Source organism: Blautia sp. ZXY-1-C6 (assembly GCF_056339875.1).
Genome location: NZ_JBWJVQ010000170.1, coordinates 49140 through 68973 on the forward strand (window position 1 = coordinate 49140; position 19834 = coordinate 68973).

The window sequence follows — 19834 nt, forward strand, 5'->3', positions numbered from 1 at the left end:
CAAATGTGGGTACATGTTGTCATTTTTGTTATGATCCTGTGTGCACTGACCGGCTGGAAAAAAGGATGGATTCCATCTTCCGGAATCGGAGGGAAGGATGGTATCAGACTTTTTGCGGTAGTAGCGATAGCCGGAAATCTGCTGGGCATGATCCTTACTTTGCAAAACGGTGGACAGGTGTATCCTCAGGGATACCGTCTGGAAAAGGAGGATACAGGATCATATGAGAAGGAATTTATGGTATCCGTTGACGGAGAAGAACCGGTCTCCATGTACATTCAGGTACCGGAGAAGGAACTGGAAGAGCAGGAGGAAGAACCGAAACAGAATAAGAAGCTGACCAGAAAAGAACAGGCACAAAAAAGTATTGCAGAGGCAGTATCCCGGTATAACGAGCAGCGCAGTGATCCGGATTATTATTATCTTCCGGATAAGCTGAATGGAAAAAAGGTAAAATGGGAAAGTCCGGCAGACACTTCCGGAATGCTTCTGACAGGACTGTTTCTTATTGCGGCAATGGCAATTCTTGTGATGAAAGGGAGAGAAGAACAGGTTCAGCTTCAGAAACGGTATGAAGAACTTCTTATGGATTATCCGGGACTGATCATGAAATTTACACTTCTGGTTCAGGCCGGGATGACTGTAAGAAAGGCATTCCAGAAAATTTCTCTGGATTATGGAAGAAAGAGAAAGCGGAATCCAAGACCTGCGTATGAAGAGATACGGATTGTCTGCTATGAGATGGAAAGCGGAGTTTCTGAAAGTGAAGCATACAGAAGATTTGGAGAAAGATGTGGTCAGGCAAAGTATAAAACATTTGCCACGCTTCTTATCCAGAATCTCCAGAAGGGCAGCAGACAGATGGCTGATATGCTTGAAAGAGAATCAACCGAAGCATGGGAAGAACGAAAGAGAAAAGCACGTGTTCTTGGAGAGGCTGCAGCCACAAAACTTTTGGTGCCGATGATCATGATGCTTATTGTCGTTATGGCAATTGTCATGATTCCTGCTTTTATGTCTTTCTACGGAGAAACATGATAAGGTGCTGCAGTAAATTCTGTGCAGCGTAAAGGGTGCTTTTGGATATGGAGGGAAAAAATGGGACAATTGATAAGACAGATAAAAAAGAAAAACGGACTGATACGAAGATTCGCAGAGGAAGAAGACGCTGTAGGTGTTGTGGAGATCATTCTGATTCTTGTAGTCCTGATCGGGCTTGTCATTATTTTCAAAGAGCAGCTGACCGAACTGGTGCAGAGCATTCTTTCAAAGATCGCCAAACAGAGTAATTCTATTTAAGATGAAAAGAGAAGGAGGTGTACTTCCTGTATGAAATATTGCGGAAAGGAAAGAGGAAGCATTACATTATTTCTTGCATTAATACTCAGTCTGCTTTTGTCTCTTGTATGTACAAGTATAGAATCTGTATGTATGGCATCGGCCAGAACCCAAATACTCAACAGTATGGATATCGGACTTTATTCTGTATTTGGACAGTATGACAGGAAACTTCTTGAGGAATATGATCTGTTTGCGCTGGATGGTTCCATGGGAGGCGGGCAGCTTAATCTCGCAAAGATCTGCGATAATCTGGAATCCTATATGAAACCGGTGTTAAAGCAGAACAGTCAGAAACTTGAACTGCATCAGAGCGGACTTACCGGTTACCGGCTTCTGACAGATGAGTGCGGAGAGGTTTTTTATCAGCAGATTGTGCAGTATATGCAGGAAACTCTTGGAAGTCAGGGGGTACAGCTCCTTCTCAACAAAATGTCTGATCGAGAGAGAAAAACAGAAGAGGCGGATCTGAAAGCGAAACAGGCGGAGACAGGAGGCTCCATCGACAGATATGATTCAGAAATGAATCAGGCTTCTCAGAAAAGCCGGCAGGCAGCACAGGAAGCTGAAAACAGGCAGCAACAGGAAGGACAAATATCAACCCAGCCAGCACCGACGCAGCCACAGGCTGACAATCCCATCAGTATTATAAAAAGAATTATGAAAATGGGAATACTGGAGCTGGTTTTGCCACCCGGACGGGAAATTTCCACCCGGACAGTCAGCAAAGACACAATGGTTTCGGGAAGACAGCTGCAACAGGGAATGGAGATGCCGGACGGAGTGACAGCAGATAGCAGTTATACTTCCGGGGTTTTGTTTCAGCAGTATCTGATGAATCATCTGGGAAATTACACAGATCCGTCAAAAGAAAGTCTTGCATATCAGATGGAATATGTTTTTGGAGGAAGAGACAATGATATAGATAACCTTAAATCTGTGGCATCAAAGCTCTTGTTCATCAGAGAAGGCGTAAACTTTGCATGTTTGATGGCAGATAATGTAAAAAGAACAGAGGCACAGGCACTCGCTGCAGCCATTGCGTCGGGATTTCTGGTTCCTCCGGCAGCGGTAGTGATAGAGTCTGCATTGCTTTTATGCTGGGCATTTGCGGAGAGCGTACTGGATGTGAGAGAACTTTTTGCAGGAGGGAAGATTCCCCTTGTAAAAACTTCCGCAGACTGGCAGATTTCGCTGTCTAATCTTTCAAGTCTGATGGAAGGACTGGATTCCATGCGGAAAAACAATGAACATGGATTGTCCTATGAGGATTACCTTCAGGTTCTGATATTGCCTGTTTCAAAGGAAAAGAAAGTGATGAGAGCTATGGATATGATCGAAGATGCGATAAGAAAGAAAGGCAGGGCAAATTTTTATATGGATTCCTGTGTTGTAGCTCTGGAGGCATTTGCGGAGGTAAAAGCAAACAGGAAAAAGGAATTTCAGGTGATACGTCAGTATTGTTATGAATGAATTGCTGAAAAGAGGTGTGAAAAGATGCTTTTACAGAAAGAAAAACAAAGCATTGAAGAAATCGGAAAAAAAGATAAAAAAATTTATGAAAGGAGAAAAGTCTCTCTAAGCAATATTTACGATCTTTTATTCCCCCAAAAGAGTCGGAAATATTTTCGGACAAATGCAAAAGAACATATTGGAGAAGTTTCTTCTGTAAAAGTATCTTTCTGCACCTCTTTTCGGGGAAAGATTAAGAAGGGAAGTCTGGCAGTAGAAACAGCACTTGTACTGCCGCTGTTCTTCCTGGGAATGGTTACGCTGATTTCGTTTATGGATATATATAAACTGCAGACGGAACATCTGACTGCATTGTGTACGAAGGCAAAACAGGCGGGAATGTATGCGTATCTTCCGGGTGGGGACAGTGTTGATGATATTACGCTGCCGGATATCTACACGTATAAACCCTTTGGTGGACTGATACCTCTTCCGGATGTTGGAGTTTATAACCATGTGAAAGTCCATGCATGGACAGGAACCGAATTTCCTGACAATGGAGGAGAGCAGGGAGAAACAGAACCGATGGTTTATGTAACTGCCTCGGGCAGTGTGTACCATAAAAATCCGGGCTGCAGCTATCTGAATGTTTCATTAAAACAAATTCCCGGAAGTTCCGCAAAATCTGCATCCAATAAGTACGGGGAGCATTATTCAGCCTGTGAAATCTGCAGCAGGAATCAGAATCCGGCAGGAGTGGTATATGTTACGGAACAGGGAAACAGATACCATAATCTGGAGTCCTGCAGTGGGCTGAAACGTTCGGTAAGACTGGTAAAAGCTTCCTCTGTTTCGGAAATGGGAGCATGTAGCAGGTGTGGCTGAATTTTGCCGGAGAGATGTATATGGAGATGAATGGTGTAAAAGAAATATGTGTACTTGGATTTCTGGGAATAAATTCATGGATAGATATCAGAAAAAAGCAGGTTTCTCTTCTACTGATCATAATATTTGCAGTCTGCGGAACTGTGTGGACAATATATAGCAGAAGAAATGTTCCGGAGGTTCTTATGTGCGTGGGGACAGGTTTTCTCTTTGTGCTGATCAGCATACTTACAGAAGGTGCTGTGGGAATGGGCGATGGCTGGCTGCTTATGGCACTGGGGACAGTGCTGTACCCGGAAGAATTTTTTTCAACACTTTTTATGGGAATGATCTGCAGTGCAGTATGGTCAGGCATCATGATGATGGGATTTTGCAGAAAGGGAAGTACGGAGATACCGTTTGTGCCATTTCTGCTGGCAGGATATCTGGGAGGATTTTTGATATGAAAGATAATTTTCGTATAACAAATGAATACAGTATAATTCGTAAGGGAAGTTTTACAATCGAGACTGCCTGTGTCATGCCGTTGATCCTGCTGGTGTTGATGGGACTTATCTATCTGAGCTTTTTTGTACATAACAGGGCATGGCTGACAGCGGCAGCTTATGAATCGGCAGTAAGCGGGAGCATGGAAGGGATTAAGAAAAACGGAGAAATATATGATACTGCAAGGATGCGCAGTGAGGAGCTGGGGAGTATTGGCTTTTTCGGGGCGGAGAATTTAGGCACTCAGACAAATGTGGGAAAAGAAGTGCAGGTAACCTATGACCTGGACACGATCTCGTCGTATGGCAATCTGAGCTGGCATTTGAGGACAGAAGGGAAATCCGCAGTGATAAATCCGGTGAAACATATTCGCAGACTGCGGGCGGCGCAGGCGGTACTGAGAGAAATGGGGGAATAGAATAGTATGCGGACAGAATATAAGAGGGATATGAATCATAATTATCTCATTGTCTATGGTGAGAATGAGATCAATACAGATTCCTATCAGGTAAGGATGCTTGCGGGAAATGTGATTCCCTCTCTTCTAAAGTGCAGGATACAGGGGATGGATGGCAGATTTTTTATCTATTTTGATATTACTTCAAAACAGGCGGTGAATGTGCTGTATGAAGAAAAGAAGATGGGAGTTGAAGATCTCAGGCTTATTTTCGGTGGTTTTGTAAAGGCTATGGAAGATGCGGCGGAATATCTGATCAATCCCGGACAGTTTATAATGTTGCCGGAATATATTTATACAGATATTGAAAAAAGACAGATTTATTTCTGCATGATGCCCGGATATGAGAAGGATATTAAAGAACAGTTTCAGCTTCTGACAGAATATATTCTGCCGAAAATAGACCATCAGGATCAGGATGCGGTAATCCTTGGATATGGAGTATATAAAAGAGCAATGGAAGACAGTTTTCATCTGGAGCATATTAAAGAAGAATTATATAAAACTCAGAGTTCAGATGTAAATGGGGAGAAGAAAGAAAAAATAAATGCAAAAAAGACAGAGCAGGAGATGGAGTTTGCAGAAGAAGAGACTTTCCCGGAAGATAATGAAAACCGGAATGAATTTGTAAGAGAAGGAGAAGATTCAAAAGAACCCGGCCGACTGAACCCGGTCGGTGTTATTGTGCCGGCTGCTGTTCTGATCTGTGGACTGGCAGCTGCTATCCTGAAGGGATATCTGCCACATGTGGAAATGGAAACCATACTTGGTGTAATTGTTATAGCTATAGCGGGTATCATGCTGGGCCTGCGTATTATAAAGACAAAAAAAGTTTTGCATCTCCCGGAACAGGCGTATGCATCAGGAGAAACAGTGAGACACATAGAAAAAATAAGAAATATGCCATCATGGAATAAAACAGAAAAGAAAACATCAGGGAAAAGATCAGGATGGAAAGAAGCAGAAGGAAAAGTGTCAGGGCAGAAATGGGAGGACAGATTATATGAAAACCTGTCCCAGACAGTGGAGAGAAATCAGCAAACAAATCAGAGTCAGCCGGTGAATGGGCAGAAAATGTCAGACTGTGGACAAAAAACTTCCAAATCATCCCGGATACATATGGACTATGGTGAAACAGTAGTACTATCTGCCGGAACAGTAAGCGGACCTGCAAGTCTGGTGAGCAAAGAACCGGGAGAACTGGCGACCATTTATCTCAATGAAGATCTGACTGTGATCGGAAAGCTGGAAACTGCCTGTGATGCGGTGGTCAGCCTGCCTACCGTAAGCCGTATCCATGCAAAAATACGAAAAAAAGAAGAAAACTATTTCCTTAGTGATATGAATTCCAGAAACGGAACGTCTGTAAATGGAAGATTACTTCGTCCGGATGAGGAATATCAGCTTGAACCGGAAGATGAAGTGGATTTTGCACAGGCAAGATATATATTTCTGGAATAAATGTTTTTACAAAATACAGGAGGTCTGCTACAATTAGTAATGGTACATTGTTTTTGAGATAAAGAAACAGAAAAGAGGTAAAACTTGGAAGAACTGAAAAAGGCACCGGTTACAGTGCTTCTCATTCTGGCGAATATTCTTGTTTTTACTGCAGTGGAATTTACCGGAGGATCAGAGGATACCATGCATATGCTTCAGTGCGGAGCGGCATATACTCCCGCCATTATGCAGGGAGAATACTATAGGATCTTTACAAGTATGTTCCTTCATTTTGGACCGCAGCATCTTGGAAATAACATGCTGGTACTGTTTGTGCTTGGAGGCAGACTGGAGCGTACAGTTGGAAAACTGAAATATCTGCTGATCTATCTTCTGGGAGGAATGGGTGGAAATCTGCTGTGTCTGTTCCTGGAACTGGACAGTGCGGATTTTGCAGTTTCAGCAGGTGCATCCGGTGCAGTGTTTGCTGTGATGGGTGCAATGATCTATGCTGTGATCAGGGGCAGAGGTCATATTGAAGATCTTTCTGCCAGACAGGTAGTGATCATGGCTGCTTTTTCGCTTTATTTTGGTTTTACAAGCGAAGGGGTGGACAATGCGGCACATGTAGGCGGTCTTATCTGTGGATTCCTGCTTGCAGTTCTGCTTTATCATCCTTCGCAGCGTGCAGGATAACCGACCTTTATTCAGGGGATGCCGGCAGATAAATATAAAAGGCAGAACCCTGACCGGGAGTGCTGGAAACCCTGATCTGACCATGGTGTGCAGAGATGATTTCTGCTGTTACTGCAAGCCCGAGACCGGTTCCTTCCGGTTTATATGTAATGAAGGGATGAAAGATATTCTCAGTCTGCTTATGCGTCATACCACATCCGTTATCTTTAATACAGATGCAGATGCCGGAATCTGCAGGGGTGAGATTTACAATAATCTTTCCGCCTGGCTGATCGATGGCTTCACAGGAATTTTTGATCAGGTTAAATATGACCTGACGCATTTTTATCCGGTCAAGAAAAACAGGTGAAGAAGTATGTTCCACATGTATTTCCAGCCGGATTCCCAGATAGTCCAGAGTGTTTTTCTGACAGGATAAAACAGTGGTCAGAAATTCCGCGGGATTTACGGGAACAAGAGTAACTGTCTGCGCATGGCTGAAGTCAGAGAGTTCTTTCAGCAGTTCTTTTACATATTCAAGGTTATCCATAAGACTGTCCCATTGTCTGTAACTGCACAGTTCCGGGTGAGAGGAAGCCATCAACTGAAGTTCACTGTTGATCAGCGTGACCGGATTACGGATTTCATGTGAAAGTCTGGATAAAAGAAAACGAAAATCTTTTTCTGATTGTTTTGTTATTTCAATCTGCATATTATCACCTCAGGAAAAGTGTATCATTGTGAACTTTCAGCCGCAACTGATTTCGTCCTGAAAAATTCGCAATAAAACGACAAGTATTACTGATTATTGCAAATCAAAATCTTGAATTTTAAGAAAGAAGGATTTAAAGATGGAAAATTGTATTTTTTGTAAAATCGCTAATGGAGAGATTCCTGCTGCAACACTTTATGAGGATGAGAATTTCAGGGTAATTCTTGACCTGGGCCCGGCGAGTAAGGGACATGCGCTGATCCTTCCGAAATCGCATGCTGCCAATATTTATGAATTATCGGATGAAATGGCTGCAAAGGCAATGATTCTTGCAAAGAAAATGGCGACAGCAATGACAGCAGCACTGAAATGTGACGGATTTAATATTGTACAGAATAATGGCGAGTGTGCAGGGCAGACAGTATTTCATTTTCATATGCATCTGATTCCGAGATATAAAGGAGATCAGGTGGGAATCACATGGCACCCGGGTGAACTCAGTGATGCAGATAAAGAAGAAATCCTGTTAAAAGTAAAGGAGCAGCTGTCCTGATATTCTGATACAGCACATTGCAAAAGATGGAGAATATAGATTTTGTAAGTATCTACAGGAAATACCGCTCTCGGGCGTTCAATATTGGAAAATTTATCCTTGGCGATGAAGACGAAGCAGAAGATGTCTGTCAGGATGTATTTGAGACTTTGTTTCATATGGGCCGGAGTGTGGATTTTTCAGATGAAAAGAAACTGGAGAATCTGATTGTCAGAATCAGCTACCATAAGGCATCCGATCATCGCAAAAAGGCCTTCAGGAAATATGAATATGCGAACTCAGATGCGATTCTGGAAATGACAGATATGCGGGTAAGAAAAGGTAATCGTGTAGATGAGATTGTTCTGAATCTGGAGGCAGCAGGATACCTGCAGTCGATATTTGAAAAACTGAGAGAAAAGAACAGGACAAATTATGAAATCTATGTCAGTGTAACGTTATATGACATACCAACGCGTCTCGTTGCCAGACATTATCATATCACAGAAAATAATGTGAATAACAGAGTCATGAGGACGAGACGCTGGCTTGCCAGGGAATATAAGAAAATAACCCGGTGATTACTGTTTATTTACGCAGTCTTCGATCAGCCCGGTGATTTTTTCAATAGAATTCATATGACTGCTTTCTGACATGGCATGAACATAGGACTCTCTGTTCTGGTACAGTTCTCGGATTGCGTTTAAAAGTGTGCTTTCTGTAATCTCTTCTTCCTCAAGTACCATGCTGAATCCCTGACGTTCAAATGAACGTGCATTGAGAATCTGGTCACCGCGGCTGGCATTTGCAGAAAGCGGGATCAGAAGATTGGGTTTTTTTAAAGCATTCAGTTCACAGATTGCATTGGCACCTGCGCGGGAGATAACGATATCAGACAGAGCAAACAGATCGGCAAGCTCCTGTTTAATATATTCATACTGTACATATCCTTTTGTGTCTTTGAGACTTTCATCCATTTTTCCCTTACCACACAGGTGGATAACCTGAAACTCTTTTAAAAGTTCCGGAAGGATTTTGCGGATATTTTCATTGACAGATGCAGCACCAAGACTTCCGCCGATCACCATAAGAACCGGTTTGTCATCTGTGAAACCACAGAATTCGCGGGCTGCCTCTTTACTTCCGTTTAATAATTCCTGACGGATAGGAGTACCTGTAAGTACTGCTTTGTCAGCAGGAAGACTTTTTACAGTCTCAGGGAAGTTACAGCATACTTTTGTGGCAGATGGAATGCAGATCTTATTTGCAAGTCCGGGAGTCATATCTGATTCATGAATGATGGTAGGAATTTTACGTCGACCGGCAGCGATTACAACCGGGACAGTCACGAAGCCACCCTTGGAGAAAACCACATCTGGTTTTAATTGTTTCAATAATTTTTTGGCCTCACCGAATCCTTTCAGTACACGAAATGGATCTGTGAAGTTTTTCAGATCAAAATAACGTCTCAGCTTTCCGGATGAGATTCCGTAATAAGGAATATTCATTTCTTCAATAAGCTTTTTTTCGATTCCATCGTAGGATCCGATATAGGAAATTTCGTATCCAAGCTCCTTAAGGCGTGGGATCAGAGCAATATTCGGAGTCACATGTCCGGCTGTGCCGCCGCCGGTGAGCACAATATGTTTCATAGAGATTCCTCCTGTTTTATTCTGAATAGTTACAACAATTCTATAAAAGACTGCAGGGAATATGTGAAATCCTGCGAAAATGTCCGGATTCATTATTTTATGGAATTGCTATACGTTACTATTTAATATGAACCCAGGGGGAGAAATTGTCAAGGAAAGTTAAATATTATGAAGAACAAAACAGATATACAGACAAAAAATCAGCAGATAGACAAAATACTTCAAGAGCAGTATGATGTGGAAACCAAAATACTTGAATCCGCATTGCTGAACGTAGCAGGCAAAACCTCATGGGATGAATTTCCGGAAGAATCCGAGGAGAAGATCCGGGCGGGGTATGATCGGCTGATCACCCGACTGAGAGAAACAGGGGATTTCAATGAAGCAGCCAGGGCTGAAAAGACAGGAAGCACCGGGGCGGCAAAGGAAAAACTTGAAAGTCTTGAGTATGACGGGAACAGGACTCACAGAATCCTGAAATCTGCAGCTGCCGCAGTGGCAGTAGTTATGTTGACTGCGCTGGTGGGAATGACTGCTATAGCTGACTATCGATATCCGGATAAAAATACGCAGACATATCAGAAGACATCCGTTTTTGAAAAAAAATAAAAAAATTTTATTTTTTTGTGTGATATTTGCCGATTTGATTCGCATAGTATATGTAATGAAAGTTTGCGAAGCAGAAATCCGGCATTTTATTCTTCGGATAAGTGTGCGGATCAAAGGCTCGGAACAAAACGTTATATATTTATGCACTGACCGACAGAGAATCATTAAAATATCGGCAAATTTTTAAAATTCTTACGTGGCAGATGCAAAGAAAGGCAGGAACAGTCGAAAAAAACTGTTTCTGCTTTTTGTTTTCAGAAAAGATATTGTTAATTTGTTTCATTGTAGTGTATAATTAATACAATATAGAAGGATCATAAAAGCAGTAAAAAGCTGCCGGGTTAAACAGGCAAAATGCAGCAAAACAATTGGGGATATCAAAAATGTACTCTCGGAGTCTTTATTGCACTTGCTTTTATGGCTGATTTTTCGCCAGATTCACCCGAATTTTATCAACGTACGCACCGCGTACGCCTCAAAAATTCGGGCACATCTGACAAAAAATCTTCTCATAAAATCAAGTACAAAAAGATTCCGAGAGTACATCAAAATCTGAAGGGAGGTTTTTATATGAAGATTACATTTATCGGGGCAACTCATGAGGTTACGGGATCCTGTTATTATCTGGAGGCAGCAGGTCACAAGTTTCTTGTAGACTGCGGAATGGAGCAGGGACCGGATTATTATGAAAATGCAGAAATACCAGTGGCTTTGGGAGAGATAGAATTTGTTCTTCTGACACATGCACATATAGATCACTCAGGTAATCTTCCGGCTATTTATGCAAAGGGGTTCAGGGGACCGGTATATGCCACAGATGCCACCAGCCATTTATGCGATATTATGCTCAGAGACAGTGCGCACATTCAGATGTTTGAAGCAGAATGGAGAAACCGTAAAGGCAGACGACAGGGCAAACCGGAATTTGTTCCGGCTTATACAATGGAAGATGCCATGGGAGTGATCAGAAACTTTGTGGGATGCCCGTACAATAAGATGATCACTCCTGCAGAGGGAATCTCAGCCCGGTTTATTGATGCAGGCCATTTGCTGGGCTCTGCAAGTATTGAGCTGACGATCAGGGAGGAGGATACAGAGAAAAAGATTGTATTCTCCGGAGATATTGGAAATACCTGCCAGCCCTTGATCAAGGATCCTGAGTATCTGCACCATGCAGATTATATAGTTATGGAATCCACTTACGGTGACCGCAGTCATGGAGAAAAGCCTGATTATGTGAAACTGTTGTCAGAAATCATCCAGGAAACCTTTGACAGAGGAGGAAATCTTGTGATTCCTTCTTTTGCAGTGGGACGTACGCAGGAAATGCTGTACTTTATCAGACAGATCAAGGCAGACGGACTGGTGTATGGACATGACGGATTTAAAGTATATGTGGACAGTCCTCTTGCAAATGAAGCTACCACGATTTTCTCGGAGCATCAGTATGACTGTTTTGATGAAGAAGCGATGGAACTGATCCAAAAGGGAATTAATCCAATCAGTTTCCCTGGATTGAAGGTTTCCGTCACCAGTGATGATTCGAAGTCGATCAATTATGATGAGGAGCCCAAGGTAATCATTTCAGCCAGTGGTATGTGTGATGCAGGCCGTATCAAGCACCATCTGAAACATAATCTGTGGAATGAGAAGAATACGATTCTTTTTGTAGGATATCAGGCGGTCGGTACTCTTGGAAGAGCACTGATCGAGGGGGCTGCAGATGTGAAACTGTTTGGTGAACCTGTTCATGTGGCAGCGCATATCTGCCAGATGCCGGGAATCAGCGGTCATGCGGATGTGAATGGCCTTTTAGACTGGGCGAAGGCATTTGAGGAGAAACCGCAGAAAGTCTTTGTTACTCATGGAGATGATACAGTTACAGAGATTTTTGCAAAACGTCTGACAGATGAACTGGGGTATGATACAATGGCTCCGTTCAGCGGTACGGTTTATGATCTGGCAGACGATGTATGTCTGTATGAGGCAAAGGGTGTGAAAATCCAGAAAGCATCTGCATCACCGAAGGCAACAAGAGCAGCCAGAGCCTTCGAGAAACTTCTGGCACTTGGTTACAGGCTTATTACGGTTATCAGGAAAAATGAAGGAACGCCGAATAAAGATCTGGAAAGATTTTCAAGAGATGTTCAGTCCCTGTGTGATAAATGGGACAGGACAGATATGTAAATTAAAAAAATATCCCACGAAACTTTATCTATAGCAATCTTTGTAAATAATATATTGATTCAATTTACATTATTTAAGAGGCTTGCTATAGTTTTCGTGGGATATTTTATATGGTCACCTGCGTAACTGTTCAGTATTTCCACAGTTGTTTATTTGTTCAGAACTTCCTCCAGTGCAGTGGAAAGCTGATCCGGACATGAGGTATTCTTAAATCCGCATTTGATTCCTTTTAATCTGCTGATCACTTCCTCTGCATCCATTCCCTCTACAAGACTGGCTACACCCTGGGTATTTCCGCTGCATCCGCCGATGAAACGGACATTGTGGACTTTCTTATTGTCATCTACTTCAAATTCAATATGGCTGGCGCAGACACCTTTTGTTTTATACGTCATGATATGTTTCCTCCTGTGTGAAAAAATGTAACTATAAATGCTGCTGTTCATATACCACTACGTTACTGTTTACTTCGTTCTCAGTAACGTAGCCAAAATTTATTCCAGATTGCCTGCGGCAATGGAATTTTGGCTTGTATGTCTCGGGATTTTGGCATATTCATGCCAAAACACCTCGCGGAATAGTGATATGTGAACAGTAACATAAAATAGCAATTGTATTATAACAGAGGATAAAAAAAGTTTCCATATAAATAAAGTTTTGCTATAATAAAGAAATGTCAGGAACATTTGTCACTGTTTACACATCTGAACCTGATACCATGAAAATGAAAAATTACAATATACAAAGAAGAGGTGTTTTAATAATGAAATGTATCGGAATTATCGGAGCAATGGAACAGGAAGTTGCAAAAATCAAGGAAAAAATGCAGGATGTCACAATTACATCCAGAGCCCGTATGGATTTCTATGAGGGAACTCTGGAAGGAAAGAAAGTAGTTGTTGTACGCTCAGGAATCGGAAAAGTAAACGCAGGTATGTGCACACAGATCCTTGCAGATGTATTTGGTGTGGAAGCGGTGATCAATACAGGAATTGCAGGAAGTCTGAATAATGATGTAAATATTGGGGATATTGTTCTTTCCACAGATGTTTTGCATCATGATATGGATGCAATCGGCTTCGGATATAAGAAAGGTCAGATTCCGCAGATGGATGAATTTTCCTTCCCTGCTGATGAAAAACTTCGTAAACTGGCTGCAAAAGTATGTAAAGAAGTAAATCCTGAGATCAGTGTATTTGAAGGAAGAATCTGTTCCGGAGATCAGTTTATCTCAGATAAGAGCGTTAAAGATGCCATCATTTCAGAATTTGGCGGATTTGCAGTAGAGATGGAAGGTGCTGCTATCGGTCAGGCTGCTTATCTGAACCATATTCCATTCCTTGTAGTAAGAGCAATCTCTGATAAGGCAGACGGAAGTGCTCACATGGATTACGCTGAGTTTGAGATGGCGGCAATTGAACACAGTGTCAAATTAACTGTAAGAATGATCCAGGAATTGTAATCTGCAAGAAGCAGATGAAATAAAGCGGCACGTGAACTGTATTTCGGCACAGTCTGCAGAACTTTGCATATACTGAAATAGACAATCGAAAAGAATGCAGGATCGTACGATGTATCTGAAAGAATATTTTCCGTTTTATACCACATATGCAAATCCTCTTCTGTATGAAGGAGAACGGATGCAGGATAAAGAATTTAACCTGATGAAATCCTATTATCCGGGGACTGTACAGCATATTCAGGAGAAAATAGAAGAGGAATGTGATCTCATGGATTATGAGGGAAGCCGCCTTTATGATGAATATCCGGATAAATATATGATTTATCATTTAAGCTGCAAGATCAGGGAGAGTATGGAACCGGAAATAAGCACTCAGGCTATCAGGGAGGATTTTCTGGATGAACTGATACAGGTAATGCTTTGTCAGGAAATATCCAGAAGAAGATGCCGCAGATATCGCTGCAGGAGATACTTTTAAAACAGATTGTAATTGTTCGGGAAATCGGTTTGCTGGTACACCGGACAGTTACAACAGATTATATAACATTAACAGACAGAAAGAGCAATGAAAAATTTAAGAGAATATTTAGAAGAACAGATAAATGAAAATCTGATACAGGCTGTTCTGAGTGCCGGCAGAAATAAAGATGGCATATCAAAAATAAAGATTCGTCCGATCCGGCTGAAAGGACAGATCTGTTATCAGGCATCTGCCACAGAAGGACAGAAAGTTCTGCATAAAAACTACGGGCGTACGGAACTGATTGAATATGTGGAAAAAGAACTTGCAGAGAATTTCAGACAGTTTCAGGCACAGGGTGCAGTAACAGACGGGGTTGTTCTTGTCAGTAAAAAGGGGAAAATGACTATTAAACAGAAACACCATGAACAGAAAGAAAAAGTTCAGATCCAGGCACATAACCGGGTGAAACAATATATTCTTAAAGAAGGCGTTCCGGTTCCGTTTTTGATCGATCTGGGAGTTATGAATGAACAGGGAAAGATTATCCATGCCAGATATGACAAATTCAGACAGATCAATCGTTTCCTTGAATTTATTGAAGATATACTTCCCAGACTTTCCAGAGACAGAGAAATAACGATTCTGGATTTTGGCTGTGGAAAGAGTTATCTTACCTTTGCCATGTATTATTATTTAAGAGAACTAAAAGGATATGATGTAAATATCATAGGTCTTGACCTGAAAACAGATGTAATTGAGAAATGTAATTCTCTGGCACTCAGATACGGATATGAGAAGCTGCATTTCTATCATGGTGATATTGCAGATTATGAAGGTGTATCCTGTGTGGATATGGTGGTAACGCTTCATGCCTGTGACACAGCTACCGATTATGCACTTGCCAAGGCAGTGGAATGGGGAGCTGAAGTCATTCTTTCCGTACCCTGCTGTCAGCATGAAGTTAATAAACAGATCAAAAATGAAATGCTGGAGCCGGTTCTGCGCTATGGAATCCTGAAAGAAAGGATGTCTGCGCTGATCACAGATGCTGTGCGTGCAGATCTTCTGGAGAGCAAAGGTTATGATACCCAGATCCTGGAGTTTATTGATATGGAACATACACCTAAGAATCTCCTGATCAGAGCAGTCAGAACAGGGAAAAGATCAGACCAGGGTAAGGTGGAGAAAATGCTTGCAGCCCTGAATATCCATCCTACACTGGACAGGCTTCTGAATGAAAAAGAACAGGAAGGGAGTGTGCGATGAAAAGGATACTGAAAAAAGCAGGTATTCTTCTTCTGGTATTTCTGCTTGGTACAGCAGGTACTGCATTGCTTCTTAACAGTGAATCCACAGATAACCGTTCTGATTTTAATGACGCAGTGTTTCCGGAAGTCATGGTGGATATGAATGATACGCTGATAAACCGGATGTATGGATATGCGCAGCCTATGCAGGCGGATTTTACCAGAGACAGTGTGACTCCTCTGGATACATCAAAAGAACTGACATTTAAAGTGAATCCCTATGATTCGGAAGTAAAGAGTTTTTCTTATGAGATCCGTACATCTGATGGAAGTAAAGTCCTTGAAAATAAGAAGATTAAGAATCTTGTAAAAGAAGATCAGTATTTGTCCGTAGACGTGGAGATTGGCAGTGATCTGCGTATGAATCAGGAATATTCCATGCAGATCGCCCTGGAACTGGATGAGGGTACAGCATATTATTATACGAGAGTTGTTTCCAGGTCACAGGTACATGCATCAGATTATGCAGCTTTTGTAAAATATTTTTATGAAGCGTGTCTTGACAAAGAGTCAGCAGATGCACTGGGAAGTTATCTGGAACCACAGACAACAGGAGCAGCAACGAATTACTCGGGAATTAATATTAATTCTTCCCTGAGTGAGATCAGTTGGGGGAATCTTGCTCCGCAGCTGTGTCAGGAGGGAATTCCTGTGATCAAAGAGATCAATGAGACAACTGCCAGCGTTGTGCTGGAATATCAGCTGACTTCGCAGAATGAGGATGAGGAAACGGAATTATATGATGTAAAAGAATTTTACAGAATGAAATATCAGGATACCAGGATTTATCTGCTGGATTTCCAGCGTTCTGCAAATCAGGTCTTTGATGGTACACTGCCTGTTTATGAGGATGATGGGATTATCCTTGGAGTGCGCGATAAGAATGTAGAATATATGATGAATGATGCTGCTACTGTGATAGCTTTTGTGCAGGAGGGAGATCTGTGGTCCTATTCACCGGGCAATGAAAAGGTAAATCAGGTTTTCAGTTTCAGAAAATTGAAGGACGGAGATTTCCGTGATTCCAGAACTCAGCATGACATCAAGATTGTCAGAGTAACTGATGAAGGAGATATTGATTTCGTACTTTATGGATATATGAACAGAGGAAGCCATGAAGGATATGAAGGAATTGCAGTTTACCATTACAATCGTGATAAAAACGTGGCAGAAGAAAGAGCCTTTATCCCTGTTTCGGAATCATTTGAATTTCTGAAAAAAGATCTTGAAAAACTGTCCTATGTCAATGAAAAGAATGAGCTGTTTCTGATTCTGGCGAAGAATCTTTACAGGATCAATATCGAAGAGAACTCCAGTGAAATTCTTGAAAAAGGAATAAAAAATGCGAATTTTGTATCTTCCGATAATAATGACCATGCAGCCTGGCTGGTTTCAGAGGGGGATGAAAAGGGAAATATCAAGGAAATTGATTTTGATACCTGTAAAACCCGACTGATCGCACCGCAGAAAGGCCAGAGACTTCGTACAGTTGGATTTATGAATGAAGATCTGATTTATGGAATGCTGAATAAAGAAGATATTCTTACAGATGAGGAGGGACATAAATCTGTTGGGATCCGCATTCTGCGCATTGAAGATTTTGAAGGAAATGTAAAAAAAGAATACCGGAAAGACGGACTTTATATCACTGATATTTCAGTAGGAAATACTCTGATCGAGTTTGAACTTTCTGCAAAATCCGGAGAAACCTCTTATGTTGCCCAGAAGAAAGATACGATCATGAATAATAAAAAGGCAGCGGCAAATACAGTAAAAATCGAACTTATTTCTGCATCCAGGACAGGTGTTCGTGTGAAACTGGTATTTAACACAACCAAACAGACAGATTCTCCGCTGACTATGTATGCAAAGGTAAGCAGTTCCGATCGGAAAGACATTGTTCTGGACACTCAGATTCCTCAGGAAACAGCATATTATGTTTACGGACAGGGCGGACTGGACGGTATCTATACAGATCCGGCGAAGGCTGTATTGCGTGCAGATACGCTGGGAGGTGTAGTGCTGAACCGTACACAGCAGTATGTATGGGAACGTGGAAATAAAAAGACAAAAATGCAGATAGATACAGAAGGGATTCCGGAGAGTGTGCTTCAGGGAACCTATGATATTAAAACCCTGAAAAAGAGCCTCAAAAAGACCGGAACTGTGATCGATCTTTCCGGCTGCAGTCTGGACAGTGTGCTGTACGAGATAAGTGCACAGCGTCCGGTAATTGCCAAAACGGGAGCAGATACAAGCGTAGTGATCGTAGGATATGATGAATATAATACTTGGCTGTATGATCCGGTTAAAAAAGAGACCTATCCGTATGGAATGAATGACAGTACGGATCTTTTCCAGAAAGCCGGAAATGTGTTTATCACCTATATAGAAACAGTAAATTACTGATGAAAAACATAACCGGCAGGCAGCTGAGAACGGAGCGAACAGTAACGCGACAGCAACCTGCCGGTTATTCATCCAAAAAATTGTAAAAATGCTTCTTTACATTTCGCTGATATTTGAGTATTCTAAAAAGGACAAACAGTGGCAGAGAAATTTATTGTTTAAACACGTTACTGTAAGAGTGAAACAGTAACAGCGAAACGGAGGAACGTACAGATGTTATATGAGAACATTAAAAAATTAGTACAGTACGGAGTAGAAACAGGACTTACACCGGCCTGCGAGAAGAATTATACAATAAATCTTCTTCTGGATGTCTTTAAAGAAGACGAATATGTGGAACCTGAGGAAGAGTACAGGGATATCGATCTTGAAGAGGTATTAAATGCACTTCTGGATGAGGCTGTGAAGAGAAATCTCATAGAAGACAGTGTTGTGTACAGAGACCTTTTTGATACCAGACTTATGAACTGTCTGATGCCGCGTCCGGCACAGGTACAGAATGAGTTCTGGAGCAGATATGAGAAAGATCCACAGGAAGCAACCGATTACTTCTATAAACTCAGTCAGGACAGCGATTATATTCGTCGTTATCGTGTAAAGAAAGATCAGAAATGGACAGTAGACAGTGAATATGGTAAAATCGATATCACCATCAATCTTTCCAAACCGGAAAAAGATCCGAAGGCAATCGCTGCTGCCAAGCTTGTAAAATCCAGCAGTTATCCGAAATGTCTTCTTTGCCCGGAGAACGAAGGATATGCAGGAAGAGTTAATCATCCTGCCAGAGAGAATCACAGAATCATTCCTATCACTGTAAATGACAGTCCCTGGGGATTTCAGTATTCCCCATATGTGTATTACAATGAGCATTGCATCGTCTTTAACAGTCAGCATGTTCCGATGAAGATTGAGAAGAATACATTTATCAAACTTTTTGATTTTGTAAAACTTTTCCCGCATTACTTCCTGGGATCCAATGCAGACCTGCCTATCGTAGGCGGTTCTATTTTAAGTCACGATCATTTCCAGGGCGGACATTATACTTTCGCAATGGCAAAAGCACCGATCGAGAAACATGTGACTATTCCGGGATATGAGGATGTAGAAGCAGGTATTGTTAAATGGCCTCTTTCAGTTTTAAGGATCCGTCATAAGGATGAGAAGAGACTGATAGAGCTTGCTACACATGTTCTGGAAGCGTGGAGAGGTTATACAGACGAAAGTGCGTTTATCTTTGCTGAAACTGATGGAGAACCGCACAATACGATCACACCGATCGCCCGCAGATCCGGAGATATGTTTGAACTGGATCTCACACTTAGAAATAACATTACTACTGATGAGCATCCTCTTGGTGTATACCATCCGCATGCAGAGTATCACCATATCAAGAAAGAGAATATTGGTCTGATCGAAGTAATGGGACTTGCCGTACTTCCGGCAAGATTAAAAGAAGAACTGGAACTTCTGGCAGAATATATTCTGGAGGGAAAAGACATTTCTTCCAATGAGAAGATTGAGAAACATGCAGCGTGGGTTGCAGAATTCCTTCCGAAATATGACAATCTTGATAAAGACAACATTCAGGATGTTCTCAGAAAAGAAGTCGGTAATGTATTCGTTCATGTACTTGAGGATGCCGGCGTATATAAATGTACTGCTGAAGGCAGAGAAGCATTTATGAGGTTTATCAATAAATTATAAGGAATATTTTCAACCATAAGAAAACAGTGTTTACATAGCAGGATGACAAATCTGGTATTATTTA

Annotated in this window: 20 protein-coding genes; 17 read left to right on the top strand and 3 right to left on the bottom strand. The window is 41.7% G+C overall.

The window, feature by feature from the left end; translation table 11 throughout:
- Positions 1-3 precede the first annotated feature (3 nt).
- The 8 genes from AC075J_RS08530 to AC075J_RS08565 all read left to right on the top strand — a co-directional run bounded on the left by AC075J_RS08530 (position 4) and on the right by AC075J_RS08565 (position 6754).
- Positions 4-1038, top strand: a complete 1035-nt coding sequence (locus AC075J_RS08530) for a type II secretion system F family protein (RefSeq protein WP_020993263.1) — start codon at positions 4-6, stop codon at positions 1036-1038.
- A gap of 60 nt (positions 1039-1098) precedes the next feature.
- Complete coding sequence (locus tag AC075J_RS08535; protein WP_020993262.1) at positions 1099-1299, top strand: Flp1 family type IVb pilin; 201 nt, start codon at positions 1099-1101, stop codon at positions 1297-1299.
- A gap of 30 nt (positions 1300-1329) precedes the next feature.
- Positions 1330-2811 carry a DUF5702 domain-containing protein gene (locus AC075J_RS08540; RefSeq protein WP_055199837.1) on the top strand — a complete coding sequence of 494 codons (1482 nt, stop codon included), beginning with the start codon at positions 1330-1332 and terminating at the stop codon, positions 2809-2811.
- Between the two features lie 24 nt (positions 2812-2835).
- Positions 2836-3675 carry a TadE family protein gene (locus tag AC075J_RS08545; protein ID WP_025578561.1) on the top strand — a complete coding sequence of 280 codons (840 nt, stop codon included), beginning with the start codon at positions 2836-2838 and terminating at the stop codon, positions 3673-3675.
- Positions 3676-3695: 20 nt separating this feature from the next.
- On the top strand, positions 3696-4121 hold the full coding sequence (locus tag AC075J_RS08550) for a prepilin peptidase (protein WP_022380467.1): 426 nt from the start codon (positions 3696-3698) through the stop codon (positions 4119-4121).
- A complete protein-coding gene (locus AC075J_RS08555) occupies positions 4118-4579 on the top strand; it encodes a TadE family protein (RefSeq protein ID WP_196002529.1) in 462 nt (153 codons plus the stop codon). Before AC075J_RS08550 ends, AC075J_RS08555 begins: the two co-directional genes overlap by 4 nt.
- A gap of 30 nt (positions 4580-4609) precedes the next feature.
- Complete coding sequence (locus AC075J_RS08560) at positions 4610-6079, top strand: DUF6382 domain-containing protein (RefSeq protein ID WP_476390241.1); 1470 nt, start codon at positions 4610-4612, stop codon at positions 6077-6079.
- 84 nt (positions 6080-6163) lie between these two features.
- Positions 6164-6754 (top strand): rhomboid family intramembrane serine protease, encoded by a 591-nt coding sequence (locus AC075J_RS08565; RefSeq protein ID WP_020993258.1) that lies wholly within the window; start codon positions 6164-6166, stop codon positions 6752-6754.
- Between the two features lie 7 nt (positions 6755-6761).
- On the opposite strand, the gene AC075J_RS08570 is transcribed toward AC075J_RS08565, so the two are convergent.
- The gene (locus AC075J_RS08570) at positions 6762-7445 is read right to left on the bottom strand and encodes a sensor histidine kinase (RefSeq protein WP_008706975.1); all 684 of its coding nucleotides are present in this window, start codon (positions 7443-7445) and stop codon (positions 6762-6764) included.
- 139 nt (positions 7446-7584) lie between these two features.
- Between AC075J_RS08570 and AC075J_RS08575 the strand changes: the two genes are divergently transcribed.
- Positions 7585-7998 (top strand): HIT family protein, encoded by a 414-nt coding sequence (locus AC075J_RS08575; protein ID WP_025578568.1) that lies wholly within the window; start codon positions 7585-7587, stop codon positions 7996-7998.
- A 26-nt stretch (positions 7999-8024) separates the two neighbouring features.
- The gene (locus tag AC075J_RS08580; RefSeq protein ID WP_008706973.1) at positions 8025-8558 is read left to right on the top strand and encodes an RNA polymerase sigma factor; all 534 of its coding nucleotides are present in this window, start codon (positions 8025-8027) and stop codon (positions 8556-8558) included.
- Here AC075J_RS08580 and AC075J_RS08585 read toward each other — a convergent pair whose 3' ends face one another.
- Positions 8559-9629 (bottom strand): undecaprenyldiphospho-muramoylpentapeptide beta-N-acetylglucosaminyltransferase, encoded by a 1071-nt coding sequence (locus AC075J_RS08585; RefSeq protein WP_008706972.1) that lies wholly within the window; start codon positions 9627-9629, stop codon positions 8559-8561.
- 168 nt (positions 9630-9797) lie between these two features.
- On the opposite strand from AC075J_RS08585, the gene AC075J_RS08590 reads away from it, so the two are divergent.
- Positions 9798-10238, top strand: a complete 441-nt coding sequence (locus AC075J_RS08590) for a hypothetical protein (protein ID WP_055199834.1) — start codon at positions 9798-9800, stop codon at positions 10236-10238.
- Between the two features lie 570 nt (positions 10239-10808).
- Positions 10809-12425 carry an MBL fold metallo-hydrolase RNA specificity domain-containing protein gene (locus AC075J_RS08595; protein ID WP_055199833.1) on the top strand — a complete coding sequence of 539 codons (1617 nt, stop codon included), beginning with the start codon at positions 10809-10811 and terminating at the stop codon, positions 12423-12425.
- A gap of 149 nt (positions 12426-12574) precedes the next feature.
- Here AC075J_RS08595 and AC075J_RS08600 read toward each other — a convergent pair whose 3' ends face one another.
- Complete coding sequence (locus tag AC075J_RS08600; RefSeq protein ID WP_008706968.1) at positions 12575-12820, bottom strand: TIGR03905 family TSCPD domain-containing protein; 246 nt, start codon at positions 12818-12820, stop codon at positions 12575-12577.
- Between the two features lie 368 nt (positions 12821-13188).
- Between AC075J_RS08600 and AC075J_RS08605 the strand changes: the two genes are divergently transcribed.
- The 5 genes from AC075J_RS08605 to galT all read left to right on the top strand — a co-directional run bounded on the left by AC075J_RS08605 (position 13189) and on the right by galT (position 19770).
- Positions 13189-13887: a 5'-methylthioadenosine/adenosylhomocysteine nucleosidase gene (locus tag AC075J_RS08605; protein WP_008706966.1), complete on the top strand. Its 699-nt coding sequence runs from the start codon at positions 13189-13191 to the stop codon at positions 13885-13887.
- Between the two features lie 109 nt (positions 13888-13996).
- Positions 13997-14365, top strand: coding sequence for a hypothetical protein (locus tag AC075J_RS08610; RefSeq protein ID WP_022379846.1), 369 nt, complete (start codon positions 13997-13999; stop codon positions 14363-14365).
- 87 nt (positions 14366-14452) lie between these two features.
- Positions 14453-15616, top strand: coding sequence for a class I SAM-dependent methyltransferase (locus AC075J_RS08615; RefSeq protein WP_008706963.1), 1164 nt, complete (start codon positions 14453-14455; stop codon positions 15614-15616).
- Entirely contained in the window at positions 15613-18066 is a 2454-nt protein-coding gene (locus AC075J_RS08620; protein WP_055199832.1) for a hypothetical protein, read from the top strand. The genes AC075J_RS08615 and AC075J_RS08620 overlap by 4 nt, the downstream gene beginning before the upstream one ends.
- A gap of 213 nt (positions 18067-18279) precedes the next feature.
- The gene (galT, locus tag AC075J_RS08625; protein ID WP_008706957.1) at positions 18280-19770 is read left to right on the top strand and encodes a UDP-glucose--hexose-1-phosphate uridylyltransferase; all 1491 of its coding nucleotides are present in this window, start codon (positions 18280-18282) and stop codon (positions 19768-19770) included.
- Positions 19771-19834: the final 64 nt, after the last annotated feature.

What these genes read in the sequence shown, in the direction of transcription:
- AC075J_RS08580 (WP_008706973.1), top strand. Translation starts at nt 8,025, where the DNA reads ATGGAGAATATAGATTTTGTAAGTATCTACAGGAAATACCGCTCTCGG.
- galT (WP_008706957.1), top strand. Translation starts at nt 18,280, where the DNA reads ATGTTATATGAGAACATTAAAAAATTAGTACAGTACGGAGTAGAAACA.
- AC075J_RS08585 (WP_008706972.1), bottom strand. Translation starts at nt 9,629, where the DNA reads ATGAAACATATTGTGCTCACCGGCGGCGGCACAGCCGGACATGTGACT.
- AC075J_RS08555 (WP_196002529.1), top strand. Translation starts at nt 4,118, where the DNA reads ATGAAAGATAATTTTCGTATAACAAATGAATACAGTATAATTCGTAAG.
- AC075J_RS08620 (WP_055199832.1), top strand. Translation starts at nt 15,613, where the DNA reads ATGAAAAGGATACTGAAAAAAGCAGGTATTCTTCTTCTGGTATTTCTG.
- AC075J_RS08605 (WP_008706966.1), top strand. Translation starts at nt 13,189, where the DNA reads ATGAAATGTATCGGAATTATCGGAGCAATGGAACAGGAAGTTGCAAAA.
- AC075J_RS08560 (WP_476390241.1), top strand. Translation starts at nt 4,610, where the DNA reads ATGAATCATAATTATCTCATTGTCTATGGTGAGAATGAGATCAATACA.
- AC075J_RS08535 (WP_020993262.1), top strand. Translation starts at nt 1,099, where the DNA reads ATGGGACAATTGATAAGACAGATAAAAAAGAAAAACGGACTGATACGA.
- AC075J_RS08530 (WP_020993263.1), top strand. Translation starts at nt 4, where the DNA reads ATGTGGGTACATGTTGTCATTTTTGTTATGATCCTGTGTGCACTGACC.
- AC075J_RS08570 (WP_008706975.1), bottom strand. Translation starts at nt 7,445, where the DNA reads ATGCAGATTGAAATAACAAAACAATCAGAAAAAGATTTTCGTTTTCTT.
- AC075J_RS08575 (WP_025578568.1), top strand. Translation starts at nt 7,585, where the DNA reads ATGGAAAATTGTATTTTTTGTAAAATCGCTAATGGAGAGATTCCTGCT.
- AC075J_RS08610 (WP_022379846.1), top strand. Translation starts at nt 13,997, where the DNA reads ATGTATCTGAAAGAATATTTTCCGTTTTATACCACATATGCAAATCCT.
- AC075J_RS08540 (WP_055199837.1), top strand. Translation starts at nt 1,330, where the DNA reads ATGAAATATTGCGGAAAGGAAAGAGGAAGCATTACATTATTTCTTGCA.
- AC075J_RS08590 (WP_055199834.1), top strand. Translation starts at nt 9,798, where the DNA reads ATGAAGAACAAAACAGATATACAGACAAAAAATCAGCAGATAGACAAA.
- AC075J_RS08550 (WP_022380467.1), top strand. Translation starts at nt 3,696, where the DNA reads ATGGAGATGAATGGTGTAAAAGAAATATGTGTACTTGGATTTCTGGGA.
- AC075J_RS08545 (WP_025578561.1), top strand. Translation starts at nt 2,836, where the DNA reads ATGCTTTTACAGAAAGAAAAACAAAGCATTGAAGAAATCGGAAAAAAA.
- AC075J_RS08615 (WP_008706963.1), top strand. Translation starts at nt 14,453, where the DNA reads ATGAAAAATTTAAGAGAATATTTAGAAGAACAGATAAATGAAAATCTG.
- AC075J_RS08595 (WP_055199833.1), top strand. Translation starts at nt 10,809, where the DNA reads ATGAAGATTACATTTATCGGGGCAACTCATGAGGTTACGGGATCCTGT.
- AC075J_RS08600 (WP_008706968.1), bottom strand. Translation starts at nt 12,820, where the DNA reads ATGACGTATAAAACAAAAGGTGTCTGCGCCAGCCATATTGAATTTGAA.